The organism is Lactonifactor sp. BIOML-A5 (assembly GCF_009677585.1).
GTDB lineage: Bacteria > Bacillota > Clostridia > Lachnospirales > Lachnospiraceae > Lactonifactor.
Genome location: NZ_WKYV01000013.1, coordinates 20,563 through 44,912, shown reverse-complemented (window position 1 = coordinate 44,912; position 24,350 = coordinate 20,563). Strand labels below are relative to the sequence as shown.

Here is a 24,350-nt window from a genome sequence, read left to right as displayed (position 1 = left end):
TAAAACTTTGCGAACCGGGTCTTCTCCCTTGTGAGTGAGATTATCGTTCTAAACTGCGCTGACGCTTGCGGTAAAGTTCCAGAGCCTGAACGATGGTATCCTCGATCTTCTGCGCGGGCGTCCCCGGCGCAAAATACTTACTGATCCGATCTTTCGGGATTTTGATTTGTTCTTTTTGATTTGGCTTTTCCTCCTTCATAATGGCGACAAGGGCATCTTTGGCAAGCCGTTCATCGCCGGTCTTGGCTTCGGACATCTGCCGCATTTTGATTGCCTGAGCATGGGACGGCGTGCAGTCCATTTCTTCCATGATGGCAAACAGGTCTGCCTGTTCTTCTTTTCGCAGGTAGGACAGTTCCACCGCAGGACGCATGGCGATTTGCAGCACTTCCGGCTCTCGCAAAACGGAATTATCCACCAGTTCCAGAATATCCGGGATAAGGTGGGTAAGGCGGATATATCTACGAATTTGATCTTTACTTTCGCCTACCTGTTCAGCCAGCAAATCCCTTGATTTCACTCCCTTTAACTTGTGCGCCAGTGGCTCACAAGTTAAATCCGTCCTCTGACCCTGACGTTTCATGGCGTCCAGCTTCATCTTGTAGGCAAATGCCTTTTCTGAGGGCAAAATCTGCTCTCGTTGCAGGTTGGAATCCACCATGATGATCGTGGCTTCATCATCGGTGAGGTTTCGCACAATACAGGGGATTTCCGGGAGCTGCGCCAGTTCCGCTGCCATTTTCCTGCGGTGTCCGGCCACCATTTCATAGCCGCCGCCCTGCTTGGGGCGTACCAGCGCAGGAACCAACACCCCGTATTGCTTGACACTCTCCGCCATTTCCTGCATGGCTGCATCCATCCGCACTTTGAAAGGGTGATCGGGGAAATCGCTGATCTCTGAGGGGTTCAGGTTGACAACTTTCTCCAGTCTGGCCTCCGCACGGCTCTCCTCGGTGGAAAAGAGGTCATCGACTGAGGGCAGATTGAAGTTTAGCGCGTTGTTTCTCGCCATCCGCCTGCACCTCCTTTGAAAATTCCGCATAAGCCTGAGCTACCTTGCTGCCATTGTCATAGGCATAGATACTCTTGCCAGCGGCGCTGATTTCTGCGGCTTTGATGGCAACAGGAATCTCGGAATGATAGATTTTCAAGACGCTCCCATAGCTCTGCCGCAAGGTTTCGGCTGTCTGCTTGGCCAGATTGGTGCGCCCATCCACAAGGGTCAGCAGTACGCCATCCACTTTGAGGGACGGGTTGATCTGCCGCTTGACCTTGCCGATGGTTCGCATGAGCTGGGTCATTCCTTTGGCCGGGAGATAGTGGGCCTGCACCGGGATAATCACGCTGTCCGCCGCCGCCAGCGCATTGATCGTAATCATACCGAGGGACGGCATACAGTCGATCAGAACCGTGTCATAGTTCTTCTTGACTTCATTGACATAGGTTCGCAGCGTGAACTCCCGGCTCATGGCGTTTACCAAGCTCATTTCCATAGCCGACAGCTCAATGTTGGCTGGCATAAGGTCAACACCCTCTTTGTGGTGCAGGATGCCCTCGTCCACAGAAAATGGCTCGTCGCGGATCACCTTCTCCATGATGGTTGCAAGGGTGGTGGGCAAGCTGTCCTGATCCTGCCAGCCCAGGCAAGTGGTGAGGTCGCCCTGGGGGTCTGCGTCAATGAGCAGAACCTTTTGCCCCAGGCGGGCCAGACCAATGCCCAGATTCACCGTTGTGGTGGTTTTGCCTGTTCCGCCTTTCTGGTTTGCCAATGCGATGACGCGGCCATCCTTCGGGCGGCTTCTCTGTTCCGGCATTTTCATGTCCTCCTTTTTAATAGATTTAGCTGCCCGTTGGCAAGACGGACAGCTATGTATGCGGTAAAATGGGCATAAAAAAAGCCGTCTACTCTATGAAAGAATAAACGGCTTGATTCAGTCGGCACAATATGTAGTTTTCAAATTCTCTTGACAGGGGCGCACATGACTTTGAGCAAAAGATCATCCACGCAGCCAGTGTCCCGATTTTCCCGCAGCAGGGTGTTACGCAGATGATTCAGGCTCTGGATCACGATGCTGTTTTCGGCAGGGGTGAGGGTTATCTTGAATTTATGTTTCCTCATAGTGCAGTCCTCCTTTTCGCCTTCATTGTATCTGCTTAAAGACGTGTGGCGCAAATGTGCGAGTATTCACCAGCTTTAAGGGTATTGGACGCCATGAGCAAGAAAAGATAAACCGGATTCGATTTGGTCAAATCCTGACAAATCAGGCCAGCCCTTTCAAAAGAAAAACCATAAAGAAAGGCTCCTAAAATGAGGGGCAAATGACAGGGCAAAAGCACCTCGAAAACGGCTCGATTTTGGCTCTCGGTTGCCCCATTTTTTAATCATAATGGGGTCAAAAAAGGCTGGTTGCCCCATTTTTAATCAAGAAAAACAGGGTCAGAACAGTTCAAATCCTGCCAGAAACAGACAAAGGACAACAGAAGATGTGAAATAGAAAAACCCCGAAAAACCGCAGTTTTTCGGGGTTTTTGAGCATCTTTGAACCAGTTTGAAGTGCTGATTAGCGCTTGCTGAACTGGGGAGCGCGACGAGCGGCTTTGAGGCCGTACTTCTTTCTCTCTTTCATTCTCGGATCTCTTGTCAGATATCCGGCTTTTTTGAGAACTGGTCTGAAATCATCGTCTGCCTGAAGCAGTGCTCTGGCAATTCCGTGACGGATTGCACCAGCCTGTCCGGTGTAACCGCCGCCATGAACATTTACTAATACATCAAACTTATCAGCTGTCTCTGTTGCCACTAATGGCTGACGAACGATAACTTTTAATGTCTCTAATCCTAAATACTCATCAATATCTCTTTTATTAATTGTAATCTTACCTGTTCCAGGTACTAAATATACTCTTGCGATAGATTTTTTTCTTCTTCCGGTTCCGTAGAATTTTGAATTAGCCAATGTTTTTTACCTCCTACTAAAATGTTAATACTTCTGGTTTCTGAGCTTCATGCTTGTGCTCCGGTCCAGCGTATACGTGAAGTTTACCGATCATTGCTCTTCCTAAAGGTCCCTTGGGAAGCATACCCTTAACTGCAAGCTCGATTACTTTTTCAGGTTTCTTTGCTAACATTTCTCTTAATGTAGTTTCTTTCATTCCGCCTACATAGTCTGAATGGTGGTAATAAACTTTCTGATCTAATTTTTTACCTGTAACATTGATCTTGTCAGCGTTTACAACGATTACATAATCGCCTGTATCGATATGAGGAGTATAGATTGGTTTATTCTTTCCTCTTAATACCTTAGCAATTTCAGATGCGAGACGGCCTAATGTCTGTCCATCAGCGTCTACTACATACCATTTTCTTTCAACCTTATCTGGATTAGCCATATAACTGTTCATGGTTTTACCTCCTGTTTTACATATGGATTCAATAATTTTCTAACTTAAAATCTATAATGTAAAATACCTTCGCCGGGGCAGGGACCGGGTATTTTCGCACTACGTCACATTGAAATATTATATTATACTCACCCACGTGTGTCAACAGGTTTTTTGTTTTTTTGCCACATTTTCTGCTAAATTTACCCAGAGAGACCTGTGAGGTGCCCCTGTTCCAGGTCAGCAAGGTGATATCATAACCTGTCTGGGATTTTCAGCCTCTGGTTTCGTCACTAAAATAACGTACTCCAACCAATGTCAGCCCCCGGGCAGGCGCTGTATTGCCGGCCATCTTCCGGTCCCGGGCCTCAAGTATCTCCTTTACATACTCCGGCGGATACTTTCCACATCCCACTTCCATCAGAGTTCCTGCAATAATACGCACCATATTATAGAGGAATCCCATTCCTGTCACCCGGATAATAATCTCATCGCCGTTCTTTTGTATGGTCAGACCGGTAACATTGCGCACTGTAGTTTTCACCTGTGCGCCGGTACCGCAGAAGCTCTTAAAGTCATGCTCACCAATGAGATGTTCTGCTGCTTTTCTCATCTGTTCCACATCCAGGGGAACATACGTAAAATGAGAATAAAACCGTTCCGTTGGTATCGGAAACCTCCGGTTGAGGATTCGGTACTCATACGTCTTTTCACTTTTCTGGTATCTGGGATGAAAATCCAGAGGGACTTCCTTTGATTCCTGAATCCGGATATCCTCAGGCAGTCTCTGATTCAGTGCGTAGGAAACCTTCTCCCCCGGCATTCTGCTGTTAGTATCAAATACCGCTGCATTTCCCAGGGCGTGTACCCCCGCATCTGTCCGGCTGGCTCCCAAGACAGAGACAGGCTCTTTCAGCAGTTCACTCAGATGCCGCTCCAAGACCTCCTGTATGGTAACCCCGTTAGGCTGTACCTGCCATCCGCAGTACTTAGTCCCGTCGTATGCGACTACAATCATAACACGCTTCATAAACTACCTCCCCAGGATCCGGATTACTATACTCCCCGCCAGATAGAGAAGCATAATTCCGTATGCGGCCAGATCCCTGGATGCATATCTTAGCGGTTTCATCTGCGTTCTGCCCTCGCCCCCGTGGTAGCATCTGGCTTCCATAGCCATGGCCAGATCATTGGCCCGGCGGAACGCCGAGATAAACAGGGGGACCAGGAGGGGAATCAGCGCCTTTGCCTTCTTGATCAGGTTTCCGCTCTCAAAGTCTGCCCCTCTGGCAATCTGCGCCTTCATGATCTTGTCCGTCTCCTCCATAAGGATGGGAATAAAGCGCAGGGCAATGGACATCATCATGGCAATCTCGTGAACAGGGACCTTAATCTTTGCAAGCGGCCTCATAAGCTTCTCCAGTCCGTCTGTCAGCTGGTTAGGCGTCGTTGTAAGTGTCATGACAGAAGAGCCGATAATCAGATAAATCAGCCGTATTGCCATCTTTCCCGCCTGCAGACACCCTGCATCTGTTATTTTAAAGATCCAGAACTGCACCAGGATGTTTCCCGGTGTAAGAAACAGATTAAAAGCTACTGTAATCAAAAGAATCATAAAGATGGGCTTAAGCCCCTTTACCATAAATCCAAAGGGCACCTTGGATATTAGAATCATTGCCCCTAAAAATGCAGTAGCCAGCACATATCCCTCCCACTTGTTGGAGACAAAAAGGGATACCAGAAAAATCAGTGTTCCGATAAATTTTACCCGGGGATCCAATCTGTGCAGAATGGAATCTGCGGGATAATATTGTCCAATTGTTATATCTCTTATCATAATGCTCTACTTTCCCAACGCCTTTAATATACTTACCCGGGCTTCTTCCACCGTGGTCGCCGTTTCATCTACCGGTATGCCCTTTTCTTTCAGTGCATGCATAATATAGGTAATCTGGGGAGCTGCAAGTCCCATTCCTTCTAATTCTCTGTAATGGGAAAATACTTCCTTGGGCGCATCGTCAAACGCAACCTTCCCCTTGTTCATAACAATAATCCGTTCAACATATTTGGCTATGTCTTCCATGCTGTGGGATACCAGTATAATAGTAATCCCCCGCACACTGTGAAGTTCTGCAATCTGATCCAGAATCTCATCTCTCCCCTTGGGATCCAGCCCTGCCGTAGGTTCGTCCAGGACCAGTACATCGGGGTTCATTGCCAGTACCCCGGCGATGGCCGTCCTCCGTTTCTGCCCCCCGGACAGTTCAAAAGGCGAGCTGCTGTAGAATTCCTCCCCCAGCCCTACCTGTACAAGTGCCTCTTTTGCCCTTTCTTTTGCCTCTTCCGGGGACAGTCCCTGATTCTTTGGCCCGAAACAAACATCTTCCAGCACACTTTCCTCAAACAGCTGATGCTCCGGGTACTGAAAAACCAGCCCAACACGGCTTCTCAGAGATTTCAGGGGATAATTCTCCCCCCATATATTTTCTCCGTTGTACAGTACAAGTCCTCCCGTGGGTTTCATCAGACCGTTAAAATGCTGAATCAAGGTTGACTTACCGCTGCCTGTATGACCGATAATTCCCACAAACTGCCCGTCCTGGATCTCCAGATTCACATCCTCCAGGGCATGCATCTCATATACAGTACCCGGACTGTAGGTATAGGTTACGTGTTCTAACTTAATTGACATATCGCATTCACCAACTCATCTATTGTTAAAATTCCTTCTGGTATCTGAAGCCCTGACTTCCTAAGTTCATGGGCAAGAAGCGTGACCTGGGGGACATCCAGACGGTAGCTTTTTAATGTATCCACCTGGGAAAATATCTCTCTTGGAGTACCCTGCATTACAATACTGCCCTTATCCATAACTATGACCCGGTCAGCAAAGATTACCTCCTCCATATAGTGAGTAATCAGTATTACGGTAACCCCTTCTTTTTTATTAAGCTCTCTGACTGCCTGCAGGACCTCCTTTCTTCCGTTGGGATCCAGCATCGCCGTAGGCTCGTCCAGGACAATACATTTTGGCCGCATAGCTACCACTCCGGCGATGGCCACTCTCTGCTTCTGCCCCCCGGACAGCTTATTCGGAGAATGATGACGGTAAGCAGTCATTCCCACTGCATTCAGACTTTCATCCACCCGTCTCCAGATATCTTCTGTGGGAACTCCCATATTTTCCGGCCCAAAGCCTACATCCTCCTCCACAACCGTCCCGATAATCTGGTTGTCCGGATTCTGAAATACCATGCCTGCTTTCTGACGAATCTTCCAGAGTTCCTCTTCATTCTCTGTATTCATATGATCCACCCATACAGTTCCCTCCGTGGGTATAAGCAGGCCGTTTATATGCTTTGCAAGAGTAGACTTGCCGGAGCCGTTGTGTCCCAGAACAGCAATAAACTGCCCCGCCTCAACGTCCAGATCCACCTGGTCAATGGCTCTGCTTGTCTCCTCCACCTTTCCCTCATCGTTATATTTCAAATAATCAAACACCAGTTTGCTGGCTTTAATAATACCCATATTAATTCCTCATCTGCTTCTAGGATAAACTTCACTTTATTGTATCCGATTTGCTCTCCCTTTACAAGTGATTTGCACATTCACTGTAATGATTCCCAGGCTGACACAGGCAAGTGCCGCAATATTCTTAAGGGTAAATGCATTTTCCCCAAGAAATACAGAAGACAATAAAATACCGAAGACAGGGATCGTAAACCCATAAATGGATACCTGCCCAACCGAATTATATTTTAACAAAAGCGTCCATACCGAAAATGCGGCGCTGGAGATAAACGCCATATAAAACAATAAAAGTATACCGGGAAGAGTAAATTCCTTTACCTCCCCACCCAGCACCAGACCGAACCCGATCAGAATCAGCCCTCCTGTAAGCAGCTGATAAGCAGTGATAGTAAACGCGTTGTCCCTGTGGGCAAAAGTTTTTACATACACTGCAGCCATTCCGTAAGCCAGACAGGAGATGAGCATAAATCCCTCCCCTGAAAAGGAAAACCCGCCTCCCAGGCCGCCTTTTGAGTAATTTATAATAACAACGCCTGCAAATCCCAGAATACAGCCGAATCCCTTTTTCAGATTCATCCTTTCGTTCCTAATAAAAAAATGCGCCAGAAGAATCGAAAAGAAAGAATTGGACGCAGATAAAATGGCGCCTTTTACCCCGGTAATGTTGGCCAGCGCAAGATAAAAAAATACGTACTGCATTGTTGTCTGTATCAGTCCCAGTACAGCAACCTTTCCCCAAATCTCTTTTTTGGGAAGAGGCAGCTTTCGGGCAGATCCTGCAGCTATCAGCCAGGTCATCACCCCCGCCAGGGTAAAACGATAACCAGCAAAAAGTATCTGGCTCCCTGTGTCATCCCCCGCAATCTGAAACAGCCGGTACCCGTTTTTCACACAGGGGTATGCGCTCCCCCACAGCAGTGTGCAGAACAGAGCCAGAAAACAGATCCCCCAAGGTTTTGTCAGGATGGCAGTATTTCTTTTTTCCATAGTTCCCCTTCTTTCATAAATCCAAGTTTTCGGGCCAGTGCCTCAGAGGCCTGATTCTCTCTGTCAATCCGGCAGAAAAGTTCCTTTATCTCCCGCTCCCGGGCAGCTTCTATGGCTATCCGGCAGGCCTCCCAGCCATACCCCTGCCTTTGAAAGGAAGGACCTATCATATATCCCATTTCAACTCCCATGATGCCCTCTTCCTCCTGGCGGCCGGGTTCAAATCCCACCTGGCCTATGATCTCTCCCGTATCTTTTTTTATAACAGTCCAAAATCCCATGTCACACAGATGATACATATATTCTCTGTAGGAAGGAAATGCCTCCAGTTCTTCTTCCGCACTTTCTTTCATCCGGCATCCCCAGTCTGCCATTCCCGGCTCCTGATACATCTTCCACAGGACCGGAATATCTGCTTCTGTCATCTCCCTGACAGTTACCCTTCACGTTTCCCCGATAACCACTGGCTCCTTTCGGCTTCTGTGATGTACTTTTTCCATAAATCCGCCGTCTATCTCTTCATACCCTTCCACTATGATCTCCGCAGTACTCAGATCCTGTTCCCCTGAGTCAGGATTATAGTATCCCACACAGCAGATCCCTGCGGCTTTGGCAGCACGGCAGCCATTTGTGGAATCTTCCACAACAATACATTCCTCAGGAGAAAGCCCCAGCAGTTCTGCAGTCCGCAGGAAGATATCCGGTGCAGGCTTGGGATTCCTGACACTCTCACCGCTGCAGAGCACCTGAAAGTATGACTGCAGTTCCAGAGACCGAACCACATCCCGAATATAAGGTTCCGGTGACGAGGAAGCTATGGCCAGCCGGTATCCCCCTTGCTTAAGACGTTTGAGAAGTTCCGGCACCCCTTCAATCAGAGGGTATCCTCTCTCCTTCATCACCTTCCATTTGATCGCTTCATGTTCTTCCATCAGCTTTCTGTCATTCCGGTCTACCCCATAGGCCTCACTGAGAAGATCCATGAGAAATCCGGCTGTAGATCCGATACACGGTTTATATATCTCATAGGAAAGATCAACTTTTCTCTCCTTCATTGTCATTTTCCAGATTTCATAATGCACCGGCTCCGAATTAATCAGAACTCCGTCCATATCAAATATAATCCCTTTCAGCATACATTCTCTCCTGCAGTTTATTCTATAATAAAACCGCTTTTCCTCTGTTTTCTCCAGAGGAAAAGCGGCCCTTTTAATTTCTCACTGTCACTCTACGGTTTCACAATCCTTCTTCTCTTCCAGAATAGAATCCATAAGCTCCCAGATCTCGTCTCTTCCCTGTTTTGTCGCAGAAGAAAACGGAATAACCTGGGTCCCCGGAACCAATTCCAGTCCCTGGCGTAACATTTTAATATGCTTTTGTATCTGGCTTCTCTTTAATTTATCCAGCTTAGTGGCAATGATAATCGGCTGATACCCGTTGTAGCGAATCCATTCGTACATGGTTTTATCATTCTTAGAAGGCTCGTGCCGGATGTCTATCAGCAGAAAAACTGCTTTTAACATCTTTGAGCTGTGCAGATACCGTTCAATCAGATGCCCCCATTTTTCTTTCTCAGCCTGGGACACTTTCGCATATCCGTATCCCGGAAGATCCACCAGGTACATACTCTCATTTACATTATAGAAATTAATGGTCTGTGTCTTACCCGGCTGGGAACTGGTTCTGGCCAGTGCCTTCCGGTTCATCAGCGCATTAATCAAAGATGATTTTCCCACATTGGACTTCCCGGCAAACGCTATTTCCGGGCGGTCATTTTCAGGCAGACTGCTTGTCACACCGCAGACAATATCCAGGGATACATTTTTTATTACCATTTTTTCCTCCGTTTTCCGGACTGCTAGTCTTCTTTTCCTGCCAGGGCAATATCCAGAACCTGGCTCATAGTATCCACATAGGCGATGTCCAGGCCCTGAGTAATCTCCTGACTCATCTCTTCTACATCCGGCTTATTCTGTGCCGGCACTACTACTTTCTTAATTCTGGCATTTTTAGCTGCAAGCAGCTTTTCCTTTAGTCCTCCAATCGGCAGAACCCTTCCTCTGAGCGTGATCTCACCGGTCATAGCCACATCGGCCTTCACCGGTGTTCCTGTAATCGCTGATATCATAGCAGTCGCCATCGTGATACCCGCGGAAGGACCGTCCTTTGGAACCGCGCCCTCCGGTATGTGGATATGTAAATCATTCTTCTGGAAGAATTCAGGTTCTATCTTATACTCTGGAGCGATAGAACGGATGTAACTGATCCCCGCCTGGGCAGACTCTTTCATCACATCTCCCAGCTGCCCTGTAAGAAGAAATTCTCCTGTCCCCGGCATCAGGTTTACTTCTATCTGGAGGGTATCCCCTCCTACACTAGTCCATGCCAGACCTCTGACAATACCAACCTCGTCTGTCTTATTTTTCATCTGATACGTATACACCGGTTTGCCCAGATACGTATCCAGATTCTTCACAGTAACTGAGACCTTGTTCTCACCTCTCTCCAGGATCTCCCGGGCTGTCTTTCTGCAGATCTCACCGATCTTTCTCTCCAGACTTCGGACCCCCGCCTCTTTTGTATACCCATGTATTATCTCTTTCAAAGCTTTGTCTGTGAGAGACAGCTGGCTTTTATTCAGACCATGAGCTTTTATCTGTTTGGGAATCAGGTGTTCCTTTGCAATATGCTCTTTTTCATTCTCCGTATAGCTGGTGACTTCTATAATCTCCATCCGGTCCAGCAGCGGCTTAGGTATCGTCTGCATATCATTGGCTGTAGCAATAAAAAGCACTTCGGAGAGATCCAGGGGAATCTCTACATAGTGATCCCTGAACTTATTATTCTGTTCGGAGTCAAGCACCTCCAAAAGCGCAGATGAGGTATCCCCTTTATAATCACTGCTGACTTTATCAATCTCGTCCAGGAGCATAAGCGGATTTTTCACTCCCGCCTGCTGCATTCCAGAAGCAATCCTTCCCGGCATCGCCCCTACATAGGTTCTCCTGTGTCCCCGTATCTCAGCTTCGTCTCTCACGCCGCCCAGGCAGATACGCACATACTCCTTGTCCAGCGCTCTGGCTACTGACTTAGCAATTGACGTCTTACCGGTTCCGGGAGGCCCCACCAGACAGAGAATGGGACTTTCTCCCTTCTGCGTCAGAGTGCGGACCGCAAGAAACTCCATGATACGCTCTTTTACCTTTTCCAAGCCATAATGGTCAGCCTCAAGAATCTCATTTGCTTTCTTAAGATCCCGGTTATCCTCAGACGCCTTATCCCAGGGAAGGCTCAGAAGTGTCTCAATGTACCCTCTCATCACCGTACTCTCGGCAGCGCCGCTGTTCATATTTTTAAACCGGTCTATCTCTTTTATTATCTTTTCCCGGATCTCTTCGGATGCCTGAAGCTTCCTGGCTTCCTCCAGAAATTGCTCCGCATCCGTCTGGGTGTGATCTTCCCCCAGCTCCTCCCGGATCAGTTTAAGCTGTTCCCTTAATATATATTCTCTCTGATTCTTGTCAATCCGCTCTTTGACCTTTGTCTGAAGGTCTATGCGGATCTCCATGATCTGAATTTCATTCGAGAGCACTAGGCCCAGCGCCTCGTACCGGTCCTCCAGAGAAATTCCCTCAAGAATTCTCTGGCGGTCAGTATAAGGCAGGGGAAGGTGGATAGCAATCTGATCCACCAGTCTTTCTATGTCTTCCATCTCCAGCAGCTGCGCTGCCAGCTCTTTGCTAATCTTGGGATTCTCGGTACAGTATGTGATAAATAATTCCTTCAGGTTTCTGAGCATGGCCTCTTTCGCATTATCGCTTAGCGCTGTCAAATCCTGCTGGTCAAAGGCTGCAACTTCTGCTTCCAGATATTTATCATTGTTCTCTAATCCGAGGATCTCTGCCCGTTCTAACCCCTCTACAAGGATCCGCAGGGTATTCTTTGGTGCTTTTACTACCTGCTTAATTTCAGCAATGGTTCCGATCTTGTATAAATCTGCCATTCCCGGGTCTTCTGCCTCCGGGTCTCTCTGGGTAACCAGATATATTACCTGATCCTTCATCATCGCTGTCTCTACTGCTTTAATAGATTTGTCCCGGCTGATATCGAAGTGGACAATCATACCGGGAAGAATCGTGGTTCCTCTAAGGGCGATAGCGGGTAATATTCTCATTAAGTCACTCATTCTCGCACTTCCTATTCTTAAGCGGTTTCGCCTTTTCCTCTTTTCTTTGCGGAAACGGCCCTTCTGGGCGTAGGTGCTCCCTCTCCCCTTGTAATTTCAGGCTCTCCGTTTCCTTCCACTACCTCTTTTGTAATAATGCAGGAACGGATGGTATCGTCCGATGGAGCCGAATACATGATATCCATCATTGTATTCTCCATAATTGCGCGGAGTCCTCTGGCTCCTGTCTTCCGTTCCATGGACTTCTCAGCAATTGCCCGAAGGGCCTCCTCCTTGAAGTCCAGTTCCACTCCGTCCAGCTCAAACAGTTTTTTGTACTGGCGCACCAGAGAATTCTTAGGCTCCTTTAAAATCTTCAGCAGAGCCTCCTCATCCAGCATATCCAGAGAGACAACTACCGGCACACGGCCGACAAACTCGGGAATCATACCGAATTTTACGAAGTCCTGGGGCATTGCCTGCTTCAAAAGCTCTCCCACATTCTGTTTTTCTCCTGTGCGTATCTCTGCGTTAAATCCTATGGATTTGGTATCTTTTCTGGAATCAATAATCTTATCCAGCCCCTCAAAAGCACCGCCGCAGATAAATAAGATATTTGTGGTATCGATCTGGATAAAGTCCTGATGAGGGTGTTTCCTTCCTCCCTGGGGCGGTACATTCGCTACCGTACCTTCCAGAATCTTGAGAAGCGCCTGCTGCACGCCTTCCCCGGAAACATCTCTTGTAATAGAAGCATTCTCAGATTTTCTTGTTATCTTGTCAATCTCGTCTATATAAATAATTCCGTACTGGGCACGCTCAATATCGTACTCTGCAGCCTGGATAATTTTCAACAGAATGTTTTCCACATCCTCTCCCACATACCCTGCTTCTGTGAGGCTGGTGGCATCTGCAATTGCAAAAGGCACATTCAGAAGCTTAGCCAGGGTCTGCGCAAGAAGTGTTTTTCCCGAACCAGTAGGTCCCAGCATCAGAATATTACTCTTCTGAAGCTCCACATCCGTGCTTTTACCTGCCAAAACTCTTTTATAGTGATTATATACAGCAACAGAAAGTACTTTTTTAGCATCCTCCTGTCCGATTACATATTCATCTAAAAATTCTTTTATCTCCTGTGGTTTCAGCAGATTGATGGATGTGTCATCCACCTCGTCATACATCTCGAACTCTTCATCAATAATCTCTGAGCAGATTTCAATGCACTCGTCGCAGATATACGCTCCGTTTGGACCTGCAATTAGCTTTCGCACCTGTTCTTCCGGCTTCCCGCAGAAAGAACATCTGATTTTTGGTTCATTTCCCTTTATTGCCATAGTTATATCCTTTCTCCAGTCTGGCATACCTGTGGGTTAAGAGCTACATAAGACCCCCGCTACTTTAGCAGGAGTCTTATCTGAATGAATTATCTGTGCTCAATCACCATATCAATCAGGCCATACGCCTTGGCTTCCTCAGAGGACATATAATTGTCTCTTTCGGTATCCGCAGTAATAACCTCAATTGGTTGTCCTGTATTGGCAGCCAGAATAGTATTCAATTTCTTCTTGATCTTCAAGATATGTTCCGCCACAATCTCGATCTCAGTTGCCTGTCCCTGTGCTCCGCCCGAGGGCTGATGGATCATAATCTCGGCATTGGGCAGCGCCATACGTTTGCCTTTGGCTCCCCCTGCAAGCAGAAAGGCTCCCATACTTGCAGCCATACCGATACAAATGGTAGATACATCACTCTTAATATAGTTCATCGTATCATATATAGCCAGTCCTGCGGTTACGGACCCTCCGGGACTGTTAATATACAGCTGAATATCCTTTCCCGGATCTTCTGATTCCAAAAAAAGGAGCTGGGCAACTACCAGGCTGGCAGTCACATCGTTTACTTCTTCGCCTAAAAAGATGATTCTTTCTTTTAATAGTCTGGAATAGATGTCGTAGTTTCTCTCTCCCCTGCTCGTCTGTTCAATGACATATGGTACTAAACTCATGAGAACTCCTCCTATTCATATTCAACACGCTTTTAAACCTCTTTTGCAGCCTCGGCAATTAATGTTACGGCCTCCTGAACAGCCATATCTTTCTTCATCTGTTCTTTCTCGTAATCTCCCATTAATTCCTTTAATTTATCAGCTTCCATCTTGTACATCTCAGCCATTTTCTGAATCTCTTCATCTAACTTTTCATCTGGGATCTGGATGTCTTCCACTTCAGCAATTTTCTCTAATACCAGTCTGCTCTGGATACGCTTTAATGCCTGCGGTCTCATCTGCTCCTGAAGCTTTTCGGCATCCAGGCCTGTAAACTGGAAGTACTGTTCAATAGAAAGTCCCTGTGACTGGATTCTTCTTGCAAAATCATCCACCATGTTGCGAATCTGGTTCTGTACCATTGGCTCAGGAATCTCCATAGAAGCATTTTCAATTGCCTTATCTACTACGGCATCCTCTTTTGCGCGTTTTGCAGCTTCCTCTTTCTGTACTGCAAGCTTTGCTTTAATATCATTTTTGTACTCTTCCAGAGTGTCGAACTCGGATACATCTTTAGCAAACTCATCGTCTAATTCAGGAAGCTCTTTTACCTTAATAGACTTCACAGTGCATTTAAATACAGCTGCTTTTCCCTTTAACTCTTCTGCGTGATAATCTTCCGGGAAAGTAACGTTAACTTCCATCTCTTTCCCAAGCTCAGCCCCTACCAGCTGCTCCTCAAATCCAGGAATAAATGCGCCGGATCCAATGGTCAGAGGATAGTCCTCTCCTTTGCCTCCCTCGAAAGGAACGCCGTCCACAGAGCCGTCAAAATCAATGGTTGTAATATCTCCATTCTCCACAGTCCTGTCATCTACATCGATAGTTCTGGAGTTGTTCTCCTGCTCTTTCTTTAATTCAGCTTCGATTTCTTCTTCTTTTACTTCTAAATCAGCCTTCTCTACTTCCAGGCCTTTGTAATCTCCCAATGTCACTTCCGGCTTCACAGCCACTTCTGCTGTAAAGATAAATGGCTTTCCTTTTTCCAGCTGTGTTACATCGATTTCCGGCTGTGATACCACATCCAGTTCACTCTCTTCCACTGCTTTGGAATATGCTTCCGGGATCAGGGCATTGGCAGCATCTTCATAGAAAATACCTGCGCCGTACATCTTTTCAATCATAACACGAGGAGCTTTACCTTTACGGAAACCAGGGATACTGATCTTGTTTTTATTCTTAAGATATGCGCCCTGAATTGCTTTTTCTAACTCTTCAGCAGAAACCTCAACCGTCAGTTTCGCCATGTTCTTTTCTAACTTTTCTACCTGTAAACTCATTTTTAAACAATTCCTCCTTAATTCTATGTGATACGCTTAAAAAGGGGCTTCCAGTATGGCAGCCCCTTTTTTTCGTTACACTTTCCCATACTTACAGTCATTAAAACAGTATAGCACAAGCTTTTCAAAAACGCCAGTATTTTTTCAGACCTAATCGGGAAATTTTTATGAATACTTCTGCCGGAAGCCAGGCAGCTCCCAGTCCTCTATATTGTCCGTCAGCTTTGCATGTCTGCGCAGAACCGCGTACAGCTCTGCATTAGTAGCAGCAATATAGGGATGCACATAGAAAATATTAGCCAGCTGCAGGGTTACTGTCCCCAGCAGGATCCACAAAATGAAGGACAGATCCAGGACAAAAGTATTCCATTTCTGTCCATCCATCATAATTCTGCTCAATTCAAAAGCTCTTCTTCTGTCAATTTTAGGATTCTCACTGAGTATATAGGGTACCATGCGGTACTCATAGCTTTTCACAATACCCGGAACTACCAGAAGCAGGGTCCACAATGCAGTGAACAGGTCTACGCAGAACATGGTTGCCGCAATATTTCCATAGCTGTTTGCAAATCCATATGTAATTTCTCCTACCCGTGTTTCCTGCTGTCGGTTTTTCATGAAATATCTGGTGCATCCCACTTTCAGAGGGTTCCCGATTAATATCCTGAAACAAATCATCAGCACCGAAAATACCAGTGGGACGGCATACAGTATAACTATAAACGGGGCTTTGATAAATTTGGAGACCATCTTCCCCACCGCCCCCATTTTCTCCAGGGGACTTAGTGTCTCGTCTGCCAGCCCCTTGGCGCTGTCAATAAAGGAGTTGTGAAACAGGCTGCTCACAATGCCGGTCGTTCTCTCTGCCTCTCCCCGGAAATGTTCTGCGGCCGTCTCCTGCCTGTGCTGTGCACCTCCTGCGGAGCCAGAATTGTTTCCGAATTCATTTGTAAAAAGAAAAGCTGCAAGGCATACCACGACAGCCCCCCAGTAAAACCGGGAAAATGACTTTTTTGCTCTGCTTTTTAATTCTAATCTCGTCCACATACCACTGTCATTCCTTTACATGTCCATAAATAATGGATTCCTTAATTTCCTGTGCCTTCTCCTCACCAGCCAGCATTCCCGCCAGAGCAAGTGCAAAAGGTATTGCTGTCCCAACCCCTCTGCTTGTAATTATATTTCCGTCTACGGCGACTCTCTCCGTAGTTACAGACGCCCCGCGCAGCCGGTTTTCAAATCCGGGGTAGCAGGCGGCCCTTTTTCCCTCCAACAATCCCAAATCTCCCAGGATACTGGGCGCTGCACAGATAGCACCAATTATTTTCCCTTCCTTATAAAAGTTGCTCAGCTGCCCGGTAAGCAGGCTGCATGCTCCAAGGTTCTTTGTTCCGGGCATGCCTCCCGGCAGTACCAGCATATCCATCTTCGAAAAATCTACACGTTCTATCGTACAGTCTGCTTCTACTTTTATTCCATGAGCCCCTTCTACGGAAAGTCTTCCATGAACGGAAGCCATACAGACATCCTGATCTGCCCTTCTCAGAATATCTACTACCGTCAGGCCTTCAACCTCTTCAAAACCATCTGCCAGGCATACGCATACTTTTGCCATCTGTTTGTCCTCCTTACTTTTTCCACTATTCTATCACGGTGCCGGATAATTGGCAACCGGCGCACTTTCTGTTATACTGGTCAAAAAGCAGAAAAGAGGGATCTAATTTGGAAATAGAAAGAAAATACCTGATACACCACTGTCCGCTTTCCCTGGATCAGTACTCCAGCCACCGGATACAGCAGGCTTATCTGTGCACGGACCCCGTGGTGCGCGTGCGCAGGCAGGACGATTCTTATATCCTTACCTATAAGTCCAAAGGCCAGATGGTTCGGGAAGAATACAATCTCCCCCTGAATCAGGCCGCCTATGAACATCTGCTGCAAAAAGCAGACGGCATTGTTTTAACAAAGACAAGATATGTCATCCCCCTGGATGAGGTTCTAACCATTGAGCTGGATCAGTTTGATGCCCCTTACGAGACTCTGTGCCTGGCAGAGGTAGAATTCCCCTCTGTGGAAATGGCAGAAGCTTTTCTGCCGCCGCCCTGGTTCGGGGAAGACGTAACATTTTCCGGCAAATACCATAACAGCTATCTGAGTGCCCCCGATTCACCCCTTTAATAAAGGATAGGTACCCCCTCACGGGTACCTATCCTTTTTCTGCCAGCCTCCTCTGAATTTGTTCCATGGTCTGCTTTTTCATCCTGTCGGCTTCCTCTTCGGATATCCAGGTTTCCTTTTTCGCCACAGACTCCACGATCTTTCCATAGCAAATTGATATCTTCAAAAATGTAAATGACAAGACTCTTAAAAAAATGTTCTTACTTTTCCTCCATTTAATACCTAATTCCATCAAGCGATACATACGACTCTCCCCTTCCTCAATCTTCTTACGTTCCAATACACCTTTATTCTGTAGAATTATGCTGTTTCTCCTGCTAATTATTACATTTTAGGATTCATTTTGTTGCATTAAAAGAAATCTGCTTTTATTCTTGATACAATTGCTCCTAGATTCCATACTTAACTGGAAGATTTTAGGAGGCTATTATGGATTTTCAAACTAACCTGCGCTGTCTACGCAAAGCAAAAGGACTTACCCAACAGGAGATGGCAGATATCTTCAATCTCCAGCGCCAATCTTATTGTAATTATGAAAATGGGCACCGAATGCCGCCTATGGACTTGCTAGTAGCTATGGCCGATTTCTTCTCTGTATCTTTGGACGTTCTTGTAAGAGGAACCGTGGCTCTGGAGGACCAGCATAACCCTACATTACCCGTACTCACCCGGGAAACTATTTATATTTTGACCGCTTACCAGAAGCTTCCTCCGTCCACTCGAAAAGAATTGATCGATTACCTTACTTTTAAATTAGAACGTCTCTCCGATTAATACTTATTTTATCATCTGTGGAATTAATTTGCAATATAATATATTGCAATTGCATATTTCGACAAACATTGCGTATTTTCTACTTTTTCTTTTTTTTATAGACAATATATCTCATAATATATTATAATGTGACTATCTTAATACTGTTGGAGGGATCTATATTGAAGAACAAGAAGAAGAAAAAGATGATGGCCCAAACTGCATTATTATTTGTGCAGCAATGGAAGGGGGTCTGTTAGATGGAAGCGTTACAAATGCCCCACTTTGGATGGTGGAGTATTCTGCCTCCCCTGATCGCAATTATTCTGGCGTTGATTACCAAAGAGGTTCTTTCCTCTCTGATCATTGGTATCCTTGCCGGCGCTCTAATCTACAGCCACGGAAACCCGATTACCACATTAGTCAACACGTTTACTATTATGGGTGATAAGATCGGCGGAAATGCAAACATCCTTATCTTTTTAGGACTCCTGGGGGCTATCGTTGTTCTGGTAACCAGGGCAGGAGGATCTGCCGCCTATGGGCAATGGGCGATTCATCACATTAAAACAAGAAGAGGCGCAAGTTTGGCCACCGCCGCCCTGGGATGTCTAATATTTATTGACGATTATTTTAACTGTCTCACTGTAGGGACGGTTATGCGGCCGGTTACAGACGAGCACAGGATCTCCCGGGCCAAACTGTCCTACCTGCTGGACGCGACTGCGGCTCCGATCTGCATCATTGCTCCGGTATCCAGCTGGGGAGCATCGGTTGCCACTTATATCTCAGATGCCACCGGGGGCAACGGAATGACTACCTTCGTCAAAATCATTCCTTATAACCTTTATGCACTGGCTACCATTCTTATGATTGTCATTATCTGCACGACACGAATTAACTTCGGCCCAATGGCCAGATTTGAAAAAAACGCCATTGAAAAAGGAGATTTATTCTCCAGTGATGATACCATAAGCGGTGCTGAGGTACAAAAGGGCAATTCCAAAGGAAAAGTAATTGACCTGGTTATTCCAATACTGGCTTTAATTGTTTTTACGGTCCTGGCTATGGTATATACCGGGGGGGGCTTTACCGGCGAAGCTTCCTTTACAGAGTCCTTCGGTAATTGTGACTCCTCCCTGTCTCTTGTACTGGGAAGTTTTTGTGCGCTGATCGTAACTTTCCTGCTGTTCATACCCAGAAAAGTACTGAATTTCACTGAATTTATGGGCGGTATAACGGAAGGGATTAAGTCTATGGTTCCGTCCTTTACGATTTTAATTTTAGCCTGGACCATCGGCGGTGTGTGCAGCAGTGATTATCTTAACACCGGAGGTTTTATCGGAAATATGGTAAATGATTCTTCCTTCCCTGTGTTCATTCTTCCGGCCATTATCTTCCTGGTAGCGGCATTCCTGGGGTTTGCAACCGGGACCTCCTGGGGAACCATGGCTCTTTTGATACCCATCGGAGCTGCCATCTGTACCCCGTCCAATACCGCACACCTGCTGTTCCCTGTATTGGGAGGCATTCTTGCCGGTGCAGTTTACGGAGACCATATTTCTCCTATCTCTGACACCACGATACTCTCATCCACAGGAGCCGGATGCAACCACATTGACCATGTATCCACACAGCTAGTTTACGCATCTATCGTAACTGCCTGCGCCTTCGTGGGCTACCTGGTAATGGGGGTTCTGAACAGCCCGTATATTCCTTTACTTGTTACTTTTATTCTGTTAATCGCTACCCTGTTTGTATGCGATAAGATTGGCAAAAAGAAATATCCTATTGATTATTCTTCCGTAAAATAAACTGATAAAAGGTGGACAGTTATCTGTCCACCTTTTATCAGTCTCCCATTAAAAAACCATATTTCAGAGGGTCATCCTTATCTATAATGACCTGATTGATCCCGGTAATATACGCACTTCCTGTAATTTTAGGTACTATCGCATCATAGGGACCTACCTTCGTTGTCTCAACCGCTTTTCCCCTGAAAAGAGAACCGGTGATACTCTCATAGATGAAATCTTCGTTCAGCCCCAGTCTTCCCTTGGAATAAAGGGCTGCTACCTTAGCACTTGTGCCTGTACCGCAGGGGGAACGGTCCGCCTGCGCGGCCCCAAAGATTACTACATTCTTCAGATTAGCTTCTTCCTGTGAGGAATCGCCATAAAACTCTACCAAATCCACAGAATTAATATCCAGCTCCGGATGTTGAATCTCCATAGTGGCATTGATCTTATTCAAAAGTGCCATTCCCAGATCCTGAAACTCTCGGAGGTTCTCCGGAACAATATCAAGGCCCAGCTTGTCTGCATTTACAAGAGCAAAAAAACTTCCTCCGAAAGAAATATCGAAGGTAATCGGGCCGTATCCTTCAATCTCCGCTGTCACAGCCTCTTTATATAAGAATGCCGGCACATTACGAATAGTTACTTCCACTGCCTTTCCATTCTCAACTTTAATGCTTGTGCGGATTAATCCCGCAGGTGCTTCCAATGTGACCTCCGTATAAGGCTCTTTCACTTCCACCATGCCAGTCTCAACTAAAACTGTGGCAGTTCCGATGCTTCCGTGGCCACACATATTCAGACATCCGCCGCTGTCCATAAAAATGACGCCATAATCTGCTTCCGGATGTACCGGCTTCGTAATCACTGCTCCAAACATATCTCTGTGCCCTCTGGGCTCCAGCATAAGTGCTGTACGGTATTTGTCATAATTTTTTTCTAAGAATTTCTTCTTCTCGATCATCGTCTTTCCTTCCAGTTCCGGAAAGCCTTCCACTACGATTCTCGTAGGTTCTCCCATGGTATGAGAGTCAATTGTTGTAAAAGAAGTTTCAATTCCTGGTATTTTGGATATCCAATCCATAATGTGCCTCCCTCTTACAAAAAGGACATCGAGAAGATTCGACTTTTCGACATCCTTTGTCTTGGACCGTATTCTATACTATAGTCTATATTATGTTTGCTAAACAGCCATTTGTCAATAGTTTTTTCACCTTTTCCAAAGGGTTTTTTTATACTTTTTTTAGAATATTCTTACATGTTTTTTTGTCGTTTTTTTTTGCTTGACACTTTAGGTTTTACATGCTATACTTACGAAGTATTTTGAATTAAGATTGATTTCACATAGTTATGTAATCATTTTTTGATTTACATTACTATGTGTTTTTTTGTTTTAGGATAAATATAATAATAATTTTAAGGAGGTATCTTTCATGAATAAAGGTACAGTAAAATGGTTTAACTCAACTAAGGGATATGGTTTCATCACTAACAACGAGACAAACGAAGAAGTGTTTGTACACTTTTCAGGACTTGCCATGGACGGATTCAAAACACTGGAAGACGGACAGTCTGTAACATTTGATATTACAGAAGGACAGCGCGGTTTACAGGCAGTTAATGTTTGCGTTGCCTAAGTACAGGTAATTGTAAGGGCAGTCATAATTACAGGCCAACGGTACTATGCTTTTTTGAAGCATAAATACCGTTGGCCTTTTTATTTGATGTAGAAAAATGAAGCACAAAAAAACCCTTGAATTAACAAGGGTTTTAGTAAGCAGATAAGGGGAGTCGAACCCCCCTCTCCAGCTTGGGAAGCTAGCATTCTACCGATGAACCATATCTGCATTGACATTTATTATTATAACGCATTTTGCAGAATAGTCAATGGTTAGTTTTTACTATTCTTCCCCTTCTTTCACAATTTCCTCTAAAACCCTGATTAAATCGTGAAGATTATTAATCTGAACATTCTTTTCAAGTATTATATTTTTCAGGTCTACAGACAAAGTCTCAAACTTATCCCTGACCTGGGGTGCCACATAAGACATTTTATCACCTAATCCTTTCTAACATTATTCCCCGCCTGGTCCGTCCTTTCTGGGACGATCGTCTTTTTCTCCGGGGACCAAATCCATTTCCTTTGGAAACTCCGTTACGATTTCCTGTGGATTGCTGCGGTGACAGTCAGTTCCGCCCTGTTCCGGTACCAGATTTATCTCCATCATAATATTCTCCTTTCACTCAGCCAGCCATTGCTGTGCCTTGATACATTTAGTATGTGCAGGATATTTCATTCTATGTTAGGAAAAGAATACAACCCGGGCAGCATATACTGTAAAAAGTCATCTCTCTGCTTGGCAGAGGAAAAGAAGGGTATGTTGTTTAAAAATATCATTATATCAATTTTGGCGGTTATTGCCATGATGCAGACAAATTTCTTTCACCCCAGCACAAATATCCAGGCAGTGGTCACTCCCATTATCTGGTACTTTATTATCGCAGGTACACTTACCTGGCTGGATCTTCAGCGTCTTGCCAGGAAAGAGCGGGAAAAAAACGCCTCAGAAAACCCAGAAAATAAAAAATAGTTCTTTTATTTTTTTAATACCTGTGCTATAATATACAAGCATCGGACTTACGATGGCAATGGGGCATTGGCGCAGCTGGGAGCGCGCCACACTGGCAGTGTGGAGGTCACGGGTTCGAATCCCGTATGCTCCATGTAAATACAGCATTGAATAAAGCTTTCTGCAAAATAAGAAACCGTCCATACTGGGCGGTTTAATTTTTTTGCTATTCCCCTTGCAGAAGAATGGTATTTTGCTTCTGTCACACTTTCTCCCCTTACTCAATATACTATACCAGGAAAGATTTACGGGGGACTGTAATGCATAAAAGGTTAATTGCTATTGTTACTTTGATGGTAACGGTATTAGCTGCTCTAGGCGGATGCCAGAAAGACACTTCTGCAGATAAAGAGGAAAAACTCACAAAAGTTACATTAAATGAAGTTGCTCATTCCATATTCTATGCGCCTCAGTATGTGGCCATTGAGGAGGGATATTTTGAAGAAGAAGGAATTGATTTGGAACTGGTGACAGGTTTTGGCGCGGATAAGACTATGACCGCTGTACTGTCCGGGGAAGCAGATATTGGTTTCATGGGGGCTGAAGCTTCCATCTACGCTTACCAGGAAGGCGCCAACGACCCGGTTGTAAACTTTGCCCAGCTTACACAGCGTGCAGGAAATTTCCTGGTGGCCAGAGAGAAGATGGATAATTTCCAGTGGTCTGATATTAAGGGTAAAAACGTCTTAGGGGGGAGAAAAGGCGGAATGCCGGAAATGGTATTTGAATATGTACTCCGCCAGAATAATATCGATCCCCAAAAGGATGTTGCCATTGATCAGAGTATCGACTTTGGCTCTACTGCAGCGGCCTTCTCAGGAGGACAGGGAGATTTCACAGTTGAGTTCGAGCCCAGCGCCACTGCCCTGGAAAAAGAGGGAAAGGGCTATGTAGTAGCTTCTGTGGGGGTAGATTCCGGTTATGTTCCCTACACGGCATACAGTGCTAAAAACAGCTTTATGGAAAAGAACCCGGAAATTATTCAGAGTTTTACCAATGCACTCCAGAAAGGAATGGTTTATGTCCAGACACATACACCGGAAGAGATTGCCAAGGTAATTGCCCCTCAGTTTGAAGAGACAGACCTGGATACGATTACAACTATTGTGAAACGGTATTATGATCAGGATACCTGGAAAGACAATCTGATTTTTGAGCAGTCCAGTCTGGATCTTCTTCAGGATATTTTGGAAAGCTCAGGTGAACTGGATGCCAGAGTAGACTATAATGATTTGGTTAACACTTCCTTTGCAGAAAAGGCAGCAAAATAGTCAGCGTCCACACTTCATCATCTTTTGCATGCCCTCCGTTCAAATAATGCACGGAGGGCTATTTTTACGCTGTTATCAGTCATTTTTTGCAGGATTTTATTTTATCTCTTTCTTTTTTTGGTATTTTAATAAATATTTAATTGATATTTTTCAAAATGCTAAGTATAATATGTACTATCACTATCTGTTTCGAGATACAGTGACGGTTATCAGAAAGAAACCTTACATTACTTCTTGTGTACTTTCTCAGGGGCTTCTTTCCTTAAAGATTTGCATTTAACGGCATCTTAGTTCTTACATACCCCAAACAATATGCACAGACAATAATGAAATATCC

Annotated in this window: 28 protein-coding genes, 2 tRNA genes and 1 pseudogene; 7 read left to right on the top strand and 24 right to left on the bottom strand. The window is 45.6% G+C overall.

Annotated features, from left to right (window positions below; genetic code table 11):
- Nucleotides 1-40 precede the first annotated feature (40 nt).
- The 19 genes and pseudogenes from GKG41_RS11755 to GKG41_RS11670 form a co-directional block, all read right to left on the bottom strand.
- Nucleotides 41-1,012, bottom strand: coding sequence for a ParB/RepB/Spo0J family partition protein (locus tag GKG41_RS11755; protein ID WP_154258845.1), 972 nt, complete (start codon nucleotides 1,010-1,012; stop codon nucleotides 41-43).
- The gene (locus GKG41_RS11750) at nucleotides 966-1,814 is read right to left on the bottom strand and encodes an AAA family ATPase (RefSeq protein WP_154258843.1); all 849 of its coding nucleotides are present in this window, start codon (nucleotides 1,812-1,814) and stop codon (nucleotides 966-968) included. Before GKG41_RS11750 ends, GKG41_RS11755 begins: the two co-directional genes overlap by 47 nt.
- Nucleotides 1,815-1,954: 140 nt before the next feature.
- The gene (locus GKG41_RS23160; protein WP_173015596.1) at nucleotides 1,955-2,119 is read right to left on the bottom strand and encodes a hypothetical protein; all 165 of its coding nucleotides are present in this window, start codon (nucleotides 2,117-2,119) and stop codon (nucleotides 1,955-1,957) included.
- A 442-nt stretch (nucleotides 2,120-2,561) separates the two neighbouring features.
- Entirely contained in the window at nucleotides 2,562-2,954 is a 393-nt protein-coding gene (gene rpsI, locus GKG41_RS11745) for a 30S ribosomal protein S9 (protein ID WP_072854556.1), read from the bottom strand.
- Between the two features lie 16 nt (nucleotides 2,955-2,970).
- Complete coding sequence (rplM, locus tag GKG41_RS11740; RefSeq protein WP_072854555.1) at nucleotides 2,971-3,399, bottom strand: 50S ribosomal protein L13; 429 nt, start codon at nucleotides 3,397-3,399, stop codon at nucleotides 2,971-2,973.
- Nucleotides 3,400-3,652: 253 nt separating this feature from the next.
- On the bottom strand, nucleotides 3,653-4,408 hold the full coding sequence (truA, locus tag GKG41_RS11735; RefSeq protein ID WP_154258841.1) for a tRNA pseudouridine(38-40) synthase TruA: 756 nt from the start codon (nucleotides 4,406-4,408) through the stop codon (nucleotides 3,653-3,655).
- Nucleotides 4,409-4,411: 3 nt separating this feature from the next.
- Nucleotides 4,412-5,215 (bottom strand): energy-coupling factor transporter transmembrane component T, encoded by an 804-nt coding sequence (locus GKG41_RS11730; RefSeq protein ID WP_154258839.1) that lies wholly within the window; start codon nucleotides 5,213-5,215, stop codon nucleotides 4,412-4,414.
- 6 nt (nucleotides 5,216-5,221) lie between these two features.
- Nucleotides 5,222-6,070 (bottom strand): energy-coupling factor transporter ATPase, encoded by an 849-nt coding sequence (locus tag GKG41_RS11725; RefSeq protein ID WP_154258837.1) that lies wholly within the window; start codon nucleotides 6,068-6,070, stop codon nucleotides 5,222-5,224.
- On the bottom strand, nucleotides 6,055-6,906 hold the full coding sequence (locus GKG41_RS11720) for an energy-coupling factor transporter ATPase (RefSeq protein WP_154258835.1): 852 nt from the start codon (nucleotides 6,904-6,906) through the stop codon (nucleotides 6,055-6,057). The genes GKG41_RS11725 and GKG41_RS11720 overlap by 16 nt, the downstream gene beginning before the upstream one ends.
- Nucleotides 6,907-6,942: 36 nt before the next feature.
- Nucleotides 6,943-7,896 (bottom strand): DMT family transporter, encoded by a 954-nt coding sequence (locus GKG41_RS11715; RefSeq protein ID WP_154258833.1) that lies wholly within the window; start codon nucleotides 7,894-7,896, stop codon nucleotides 6,943-6,945.
- Nucleotides 7,869-8,327: pseudogene (locus tag GKG41_RS11710) on the bottom strand (GNAT family N-acetyltransferase); the annotation flags it as partial. The pseudogene GKG41_RS11710 and the gene GKG41_RS11715, both read right to left, overlap by 28 nt.
- Nucleotides 8,328-8,339: 12 nt before the next feature.
- Nucleotides 8,340-9,032, bottom strand: a complete 693-nt coding sequence (locus GKG41_RS11705) for an HAD family hydrolase (RefSeq protein ID WP_154258829.1) — start codon at nucleotides 9,030-9,032, stop codon at nucleotides 8,340-8,342.
- A gap of 87 nt (nucleotides 9,033-9,119) precedes the next feature.
- Nucleotides 9,120-9,731, bottom strand: a complete 612-nt coding sequence (yihA, locus tag GKG41_RS11700; RefSeq protein WP_154258827.1) for a ribosome biogenesis GTP-binding protein YihA/YsxC — start codon at nucleotides 9,729-9,731, stop codon at nucleotides 9,120-9,122.
- Between the two features lie 23 nt (nucleotides 9,732-9,754).
- On the bottom strand, nucleotides 9,755-12,082 hold the full coding sequence (lon, locus tag GKG41_RS11695; protein WP_154258825.1) for an endopeptidase La: 2,328 nt from the start codon (nucleotides 12,080-12,082) through the stop codon (nucleotides 9,755-9,757).
- Between the two features lie 17 nt (nucleotides 12,083-12,099).
- Entirely contained in the window at nucleotides 12,100-13,395 is a 1,296-nt protein-coding gene (gene clpX / locus GKG41_RS11690; RefSeq protein WP_154258823.1) for an ATP-dependent Clp protease ATP-binding subunit ClpX, read from the bottom strand.
- An 89-nt stretch (nucleotides 13,396-13,484) separates the two neighbouring features.
- The gene (clpP, locus tag GKG41_RS11685; RefSeq protein WP_072854545.1) at nucleotides 13,485-14,066 is read right to left on the bottom strand and encodes an ATP-dependent Clp endopeptidase proteolytic subunit ClpP; all 582 of its coding nucleotides are present in this window, start codon (nucleotides 14,064-14,066) and stop codon (nucleotides 13,485-13,487) included.
- 32 nt (nucleotides 14,067-14,098) lie between these two features.
- A complete protein-coding gene (tig, locus tag GKG41_RS11680; RefSeq protein WP_154258821.1) occupies nucleotides 14,099-15,385 on the bottom strand; it encodes a trigger factor in 1,287 nt (428 codons plus the stop codon).
- 165 nt (nucleotides 15,386-15,550) lie between these two features.
- Nucleotides 15,551-16,432, bottom strand: coding sequence for a DUF975 family protein (locus GKG41_RS11675; protein WP_154258819.1), 882 nt, complete (start codon nucleotides 16,430-16,432; stop codon nucleotides 15,551-15,553).
- A 7-nt stretch (nucleotides 16,433-16,439) separates the two neighbouring features.
- Nucleotides 16,440-17,000, bottom strand: a complete 561-nt coding sequence (locus GKG41_RS11670; protein WP_154258817.1) for a DJ-1 family glyoxalase III — start codon at nucleotides 16,998-17,000, stop codon at nucleotides 16,440-16,442.
- 107 nt (nucleotides 17,001-17,107) lie between these two features.
- On the opposite strand from GKG41_RS11670, the gene GKG41_RS11665 reads away from it, so the two are divergent.
- Nucleotides 17,108-17,563, top strand: coding sequence for a CYTH domain-containing protein (locus GKG41_RS11665; RefSeq protein ID WP_154258815.1), 456 nt, complete (start codon nucleotides 17,108-17,110; stop codon nucleotides 17,561-17,563).
- A 28-nt stretch (nucleotides 17,564-17,591) separates the two neighbouring features.
- Here GKG41_RS11665 and GKG41_RS11660 read toward each other — a convergent pair whose 3' ends face one another.
- Nucleotides 17,592-17,807: a hypothetical protein gene (locus GKG41_RS11660; protein ID WP_154258813.1), complete on the bottom strand. Its 216-nt coding sequence runs from the start codon at nucleotides 17,805-17,807 to the stop codon at nucleotides 17,592-17,594.
- A 185-nt stretch (nucleotides 17,808-17,992) separates the two neighbouring features.
- Here GKG41_RS11660 and GKG41_RS11655 point away from each other — a divergent pair, with 185 nt between their 5' ends.
- Nucleotides 17,993-18,337 carry a helix-turn-helix transcriptional regulator gene (locus GKG41_RS11655; protein WP_072854539.1) on the top strand — a complete coding sequence of 115 codons (345 nt, stop codon included), beginning with the start codon at nucleotides 17,993-17,995 and terminating at the stop codon, nucleotides 18,335-18,337.
- Between the two features lie 239 nt (nucleotides 18,338-18,576).
- On the top strand, nucleotides 18,577-20,130 hold the full coding sequence (locus tag GKG41_RS11650) for a Na+/H+ antiporter NhaC family protein (RefSeq protein ID WP_154258811.1): 1,554 nt from the start codon (nucleotides 18,577-18,579) through the stop codon (nucleotides 20,128-20,130).
- Between the two features lie 37 nt (nucleotides 20,131-20,167).
- Here the strand turns inward: GKG41_RS11650 and GKG41_RS11645 are convergent, their stop codons facing one another.
- Complete coding sequence (locus tag GKG41_RS11645) at nucleotides 20,168-21,196, bottom strand: proline racemase family protein (protein ID WP_154258809.1); 1,029 nt, start codon at nucleotides 21,194-21,196, stop codon at nucleotides 20,168-20,170.
- A 349-nt stretch (nucleotides 21,197-21,545) separates the two neighbouring features.
- On the opposite strand from GKG41_RS11645, the gene GKG41_RS11640 reads away from it, so the two are divergent.
- Nucleotides 21,546-21,749, top strand: coding sequence for a cold-shock protein (locus GKG41_RS11640; protein WP_154258807.1), 204 nt, complete (start codon nucleotides 21,546-21,548; stop codon nucleotides 21,747-21,749).
- 139 nt (nucleotides 21,750-21,888) lie between these two features.
- Here GKG41_RS11640 and GKG41_RS11635 read toward each other — a convergent pair.
- The 3 genes from GKG41_RS11635 to GKG41_RS11630 all read right to left on the bottom strand — a co-directional run bounded on the left by GKG41_RS11635 (nucleotide 21,889) and on the right by GKG41_RS11630 (nucleotide 22,340).
- Nucleotides 21,889-21,959: transfer RNA gene (locus tag GKG41_RS11635), tRNA-Gly, on the bottom strand.
- Between the two features lie 54 nt (nucleotides 21,960-22,013).
- A complete protein-coding gene (locus tag GKG41_RS23155; protein WP_167594285.1) occupies nucleotides 22,014-22,163 on the bottom strand; it encodes a hypothetical protein in 150 nt (49 codons plus the stop codon).
- Nucleotides 22,164-22,187: 24 nt separating this feature from the next.
- Nucleotides 22,188-22,340, bottom strand: coding sequence for a hypothetical protein (locus GKG41_RS11630; RefSeq protein WP_154258805.1), 153 nt, complete (start codon nucleotides 22,338-22,340; stop codon nucleotides 22,188-22,190).
- 72 nt (nucleotides 22,341-22,412) lie between these two features.
- Between GKG41_RS11630 and GKG41_RS11625 the strand changes: the two genes are divergently transcribed.
- From GKG41_RS11625 to GKG41_RS11615, 3 genes are all read left to right on the top strand, one after another.
- Nucleotides 22,413-22,703, top strand: coding sequence for a hypothetical protein (locus GKG41_RS11625; RefSeq protein ID WP_154258803.1), 291 nt, complete (start codon nucleotides 22,413-22,415; stop codon nucleotides 22,701-22,703).
- A gap of 60 nt (nucleotides 22,704-22,763) precedes the next feature.
- Nucleotides 22,764-22,836: transfer RNA gene (locus GKG41_RS11620), tRNA-Ala, on the top strand.
- A gap of 166 nt (nucleotides 22,837-23,002) precedes the next feature.
- Nucleotides 23,003-24,013, top strand: coding sequence for an ABC transporter substrate-binding protein (locus GKG41_RS11615; RefSeq protein ID WP_154258801.1), 1,011 nt, complete (start codon nucleotides 23,003-23,005; stop codon nucleotides 24,011-24,013).
- The last annotated feature ends 337 nt before the right edge of the window (nucleotides 24,014-24,350 follow it).

Bases quoted from the DNA above. Each gene is read 5' to 3' on its own strand.
- GKG41_RS11755 (WP_154258845.1), bottom strand. From the start codon at position 1,012: ATGGCGAGAAACAACGCGCTAAACTTCAATCTGCCCTCAGTCGATGAC.
- GKG41_RS11750 (WP_154258843.1), bottom strand. From the start codon at position 1,814: ATGCCGGAACAGAGAAGCCGCCCGAAGGATGGCCGCGTCATCGCATTG.
- GKG41_RS23160 (WP_173015596.1), bottom strand. From the start codon at position 2,119: ATGAGGAAACATAAATTCAAGATAACCCTCACCCCTGCCGAAAACAGC.
- rplM (WP_072854555.1), bottom strand. From the start codon at position 3,399: ATGAACAGTTATATGGCTAATCCAGATAAGGTTGAAAGAAAATGGTAT.
- truA (WP_154258841.1), bottom strand. From the start codon at position 4,408: ATGAAGCGTGTTATGATTGTAGTCGCATACGACGGGACTAAGTACTGC.
- GKG41_RS11730 (WP_154258839.1), bottom strand. From the start codon at position 5,215: ATGATAAGAGATATAACAATTGGACAATATTATCCCGCAGATTCCATT.
- GKG41_RS11725 (WP_154258837.1), bottom strand. From the start codon at position 6,070: ATGTCAATTAAGTTAGAACACGTAACCTATACCTACAGTCCGGGTACT.
- GKG41_RS11720 (WP_154258835.1), bottom strand. From the start codon at position 6,906: ATGGGTATTATTAAAGCCAGCAAACTGGTGTTTGATTATTTGAAATAT.
- GKG41_RS11715 (WP_154258833.1), bottom strand. From the start codon at position 7,896: ATGGAAAAAAGAAATACTGCCATCCTGACAAAACCTTGGGGGATCTGT.
- GKG41_RS11705 (WP_154258829.1), bottom strand. From the start codon at position 9,032: ATGCTGAAAGGGATTATATTTGATATGGACGGAGTTCTGATTAATTCG.
- yihA (WP_154258827.1), bottom strand. From the start codon at position 9,731: ATGGTAATAAAAAATGTATCCCTGGATATTGTCTGCGGTGTGACAAGC.
- lon (WP_154258825.1), bottom strand. From the start codon at position 12,082: ATGAGTGACTTAATGAGAATATTACCCGCTATCGCCCTTAGAGGAACC.
- clpX (WP_154258823.1), bottom strand. From the start codon at position 13,395: ATGGCAATAAAGGGAAATGAACCAAAAATCAGATGTTCTTTCTGCGGG.
- clpP (WP_072854545.1), bottom strand. From the start codon at position 14,066: ATGAGTTTAGTACCATATGTCATTGAACAGACGAGCAGGGGAGAGAGA.
- tig (WP_154258821.1), bottom strand. From the start codon at position 15,385: ATGAGTTTACAGGTAGAAAAGTTAGAAAAGAACATGGCGAAACTGACG.
- GKG41_RS11675 (WP_154258819.1), bottom strand. From the start codon at position 16,432: ATGTGGACGAGATTAGAATTAAAAAGCAGAGCAAAAAAGTCATTTTCC.
- GKG41_RS11670 (WP_154258817.1), bottom strand. From the start codon at position 17,000: ATGGCAAAAGTATGCGTATGCCTGGCAGATGGTTTTGAAGAGGTTGAA.
- GKG41_RS11660 (WP_154258813.1), bottom strand. From the start codon at position 17,807: ATGTATCGCTTGATGGAATTAGGTATTAAATGGAGGAAAAGTAAGAAC.
- GKG41_RS11655 (WP_072854539.1), top strand. From the start codon at position 17,993: ATGGATTTTCAAACTAACCTGCGCTGTCTACGCAAAGCAAAAGGACTT.
- GKG41_RS11650 (WP_154258811.1), top strand. From the start codon at position 18,577: ATGGAAGCGTTACAAATGCCCCACTTTGGATGGTGGAGTATTCTGCCT.
- GKG41_RS11645 (WP_154258809.1), bottom strand. From the start codon at position 21,196: ATGGATTGGATATCCAAAATACCAGGAATTGAAACTTCTTTTACAACA.
- GKG41_RS11640 (WP_154258807.1), top strand. From the start codon at position 21,546: ATGAATAAAGGTACAGTAAAATGGTTTAACTCAACTAAGGGATATGGT.
- GKG41_RS23155 (WP_167594285.1), bottom strand. From the start codon at position 22,163: ATGTCTTATGTGGCACCCCAGGTCAGGGATAAGTTTGAGACTTTGTCT.
- GKG41_RS11630 (WP_154258805.1), bottom strand. From the start codon at position 22,340: ATGATGGAGATAAATCTGGTACCGGAACAGGGCGGAACTGACTGTCAC.
- GKG41_RS11625 (WP_154258803.1), top strand. From the start codon at position 22,413: ATGTTAGGAAAAGAATACAACCCGGGCAGCATATACTGTAAAAAGTCA.
- GKG41_RS11615 (WP_154258801.1), top strand. From the start codon at position 23,003: ATGCATAAAAGGTTAATTGCTATTGTTACTTTGATGGTAACGGTATTA.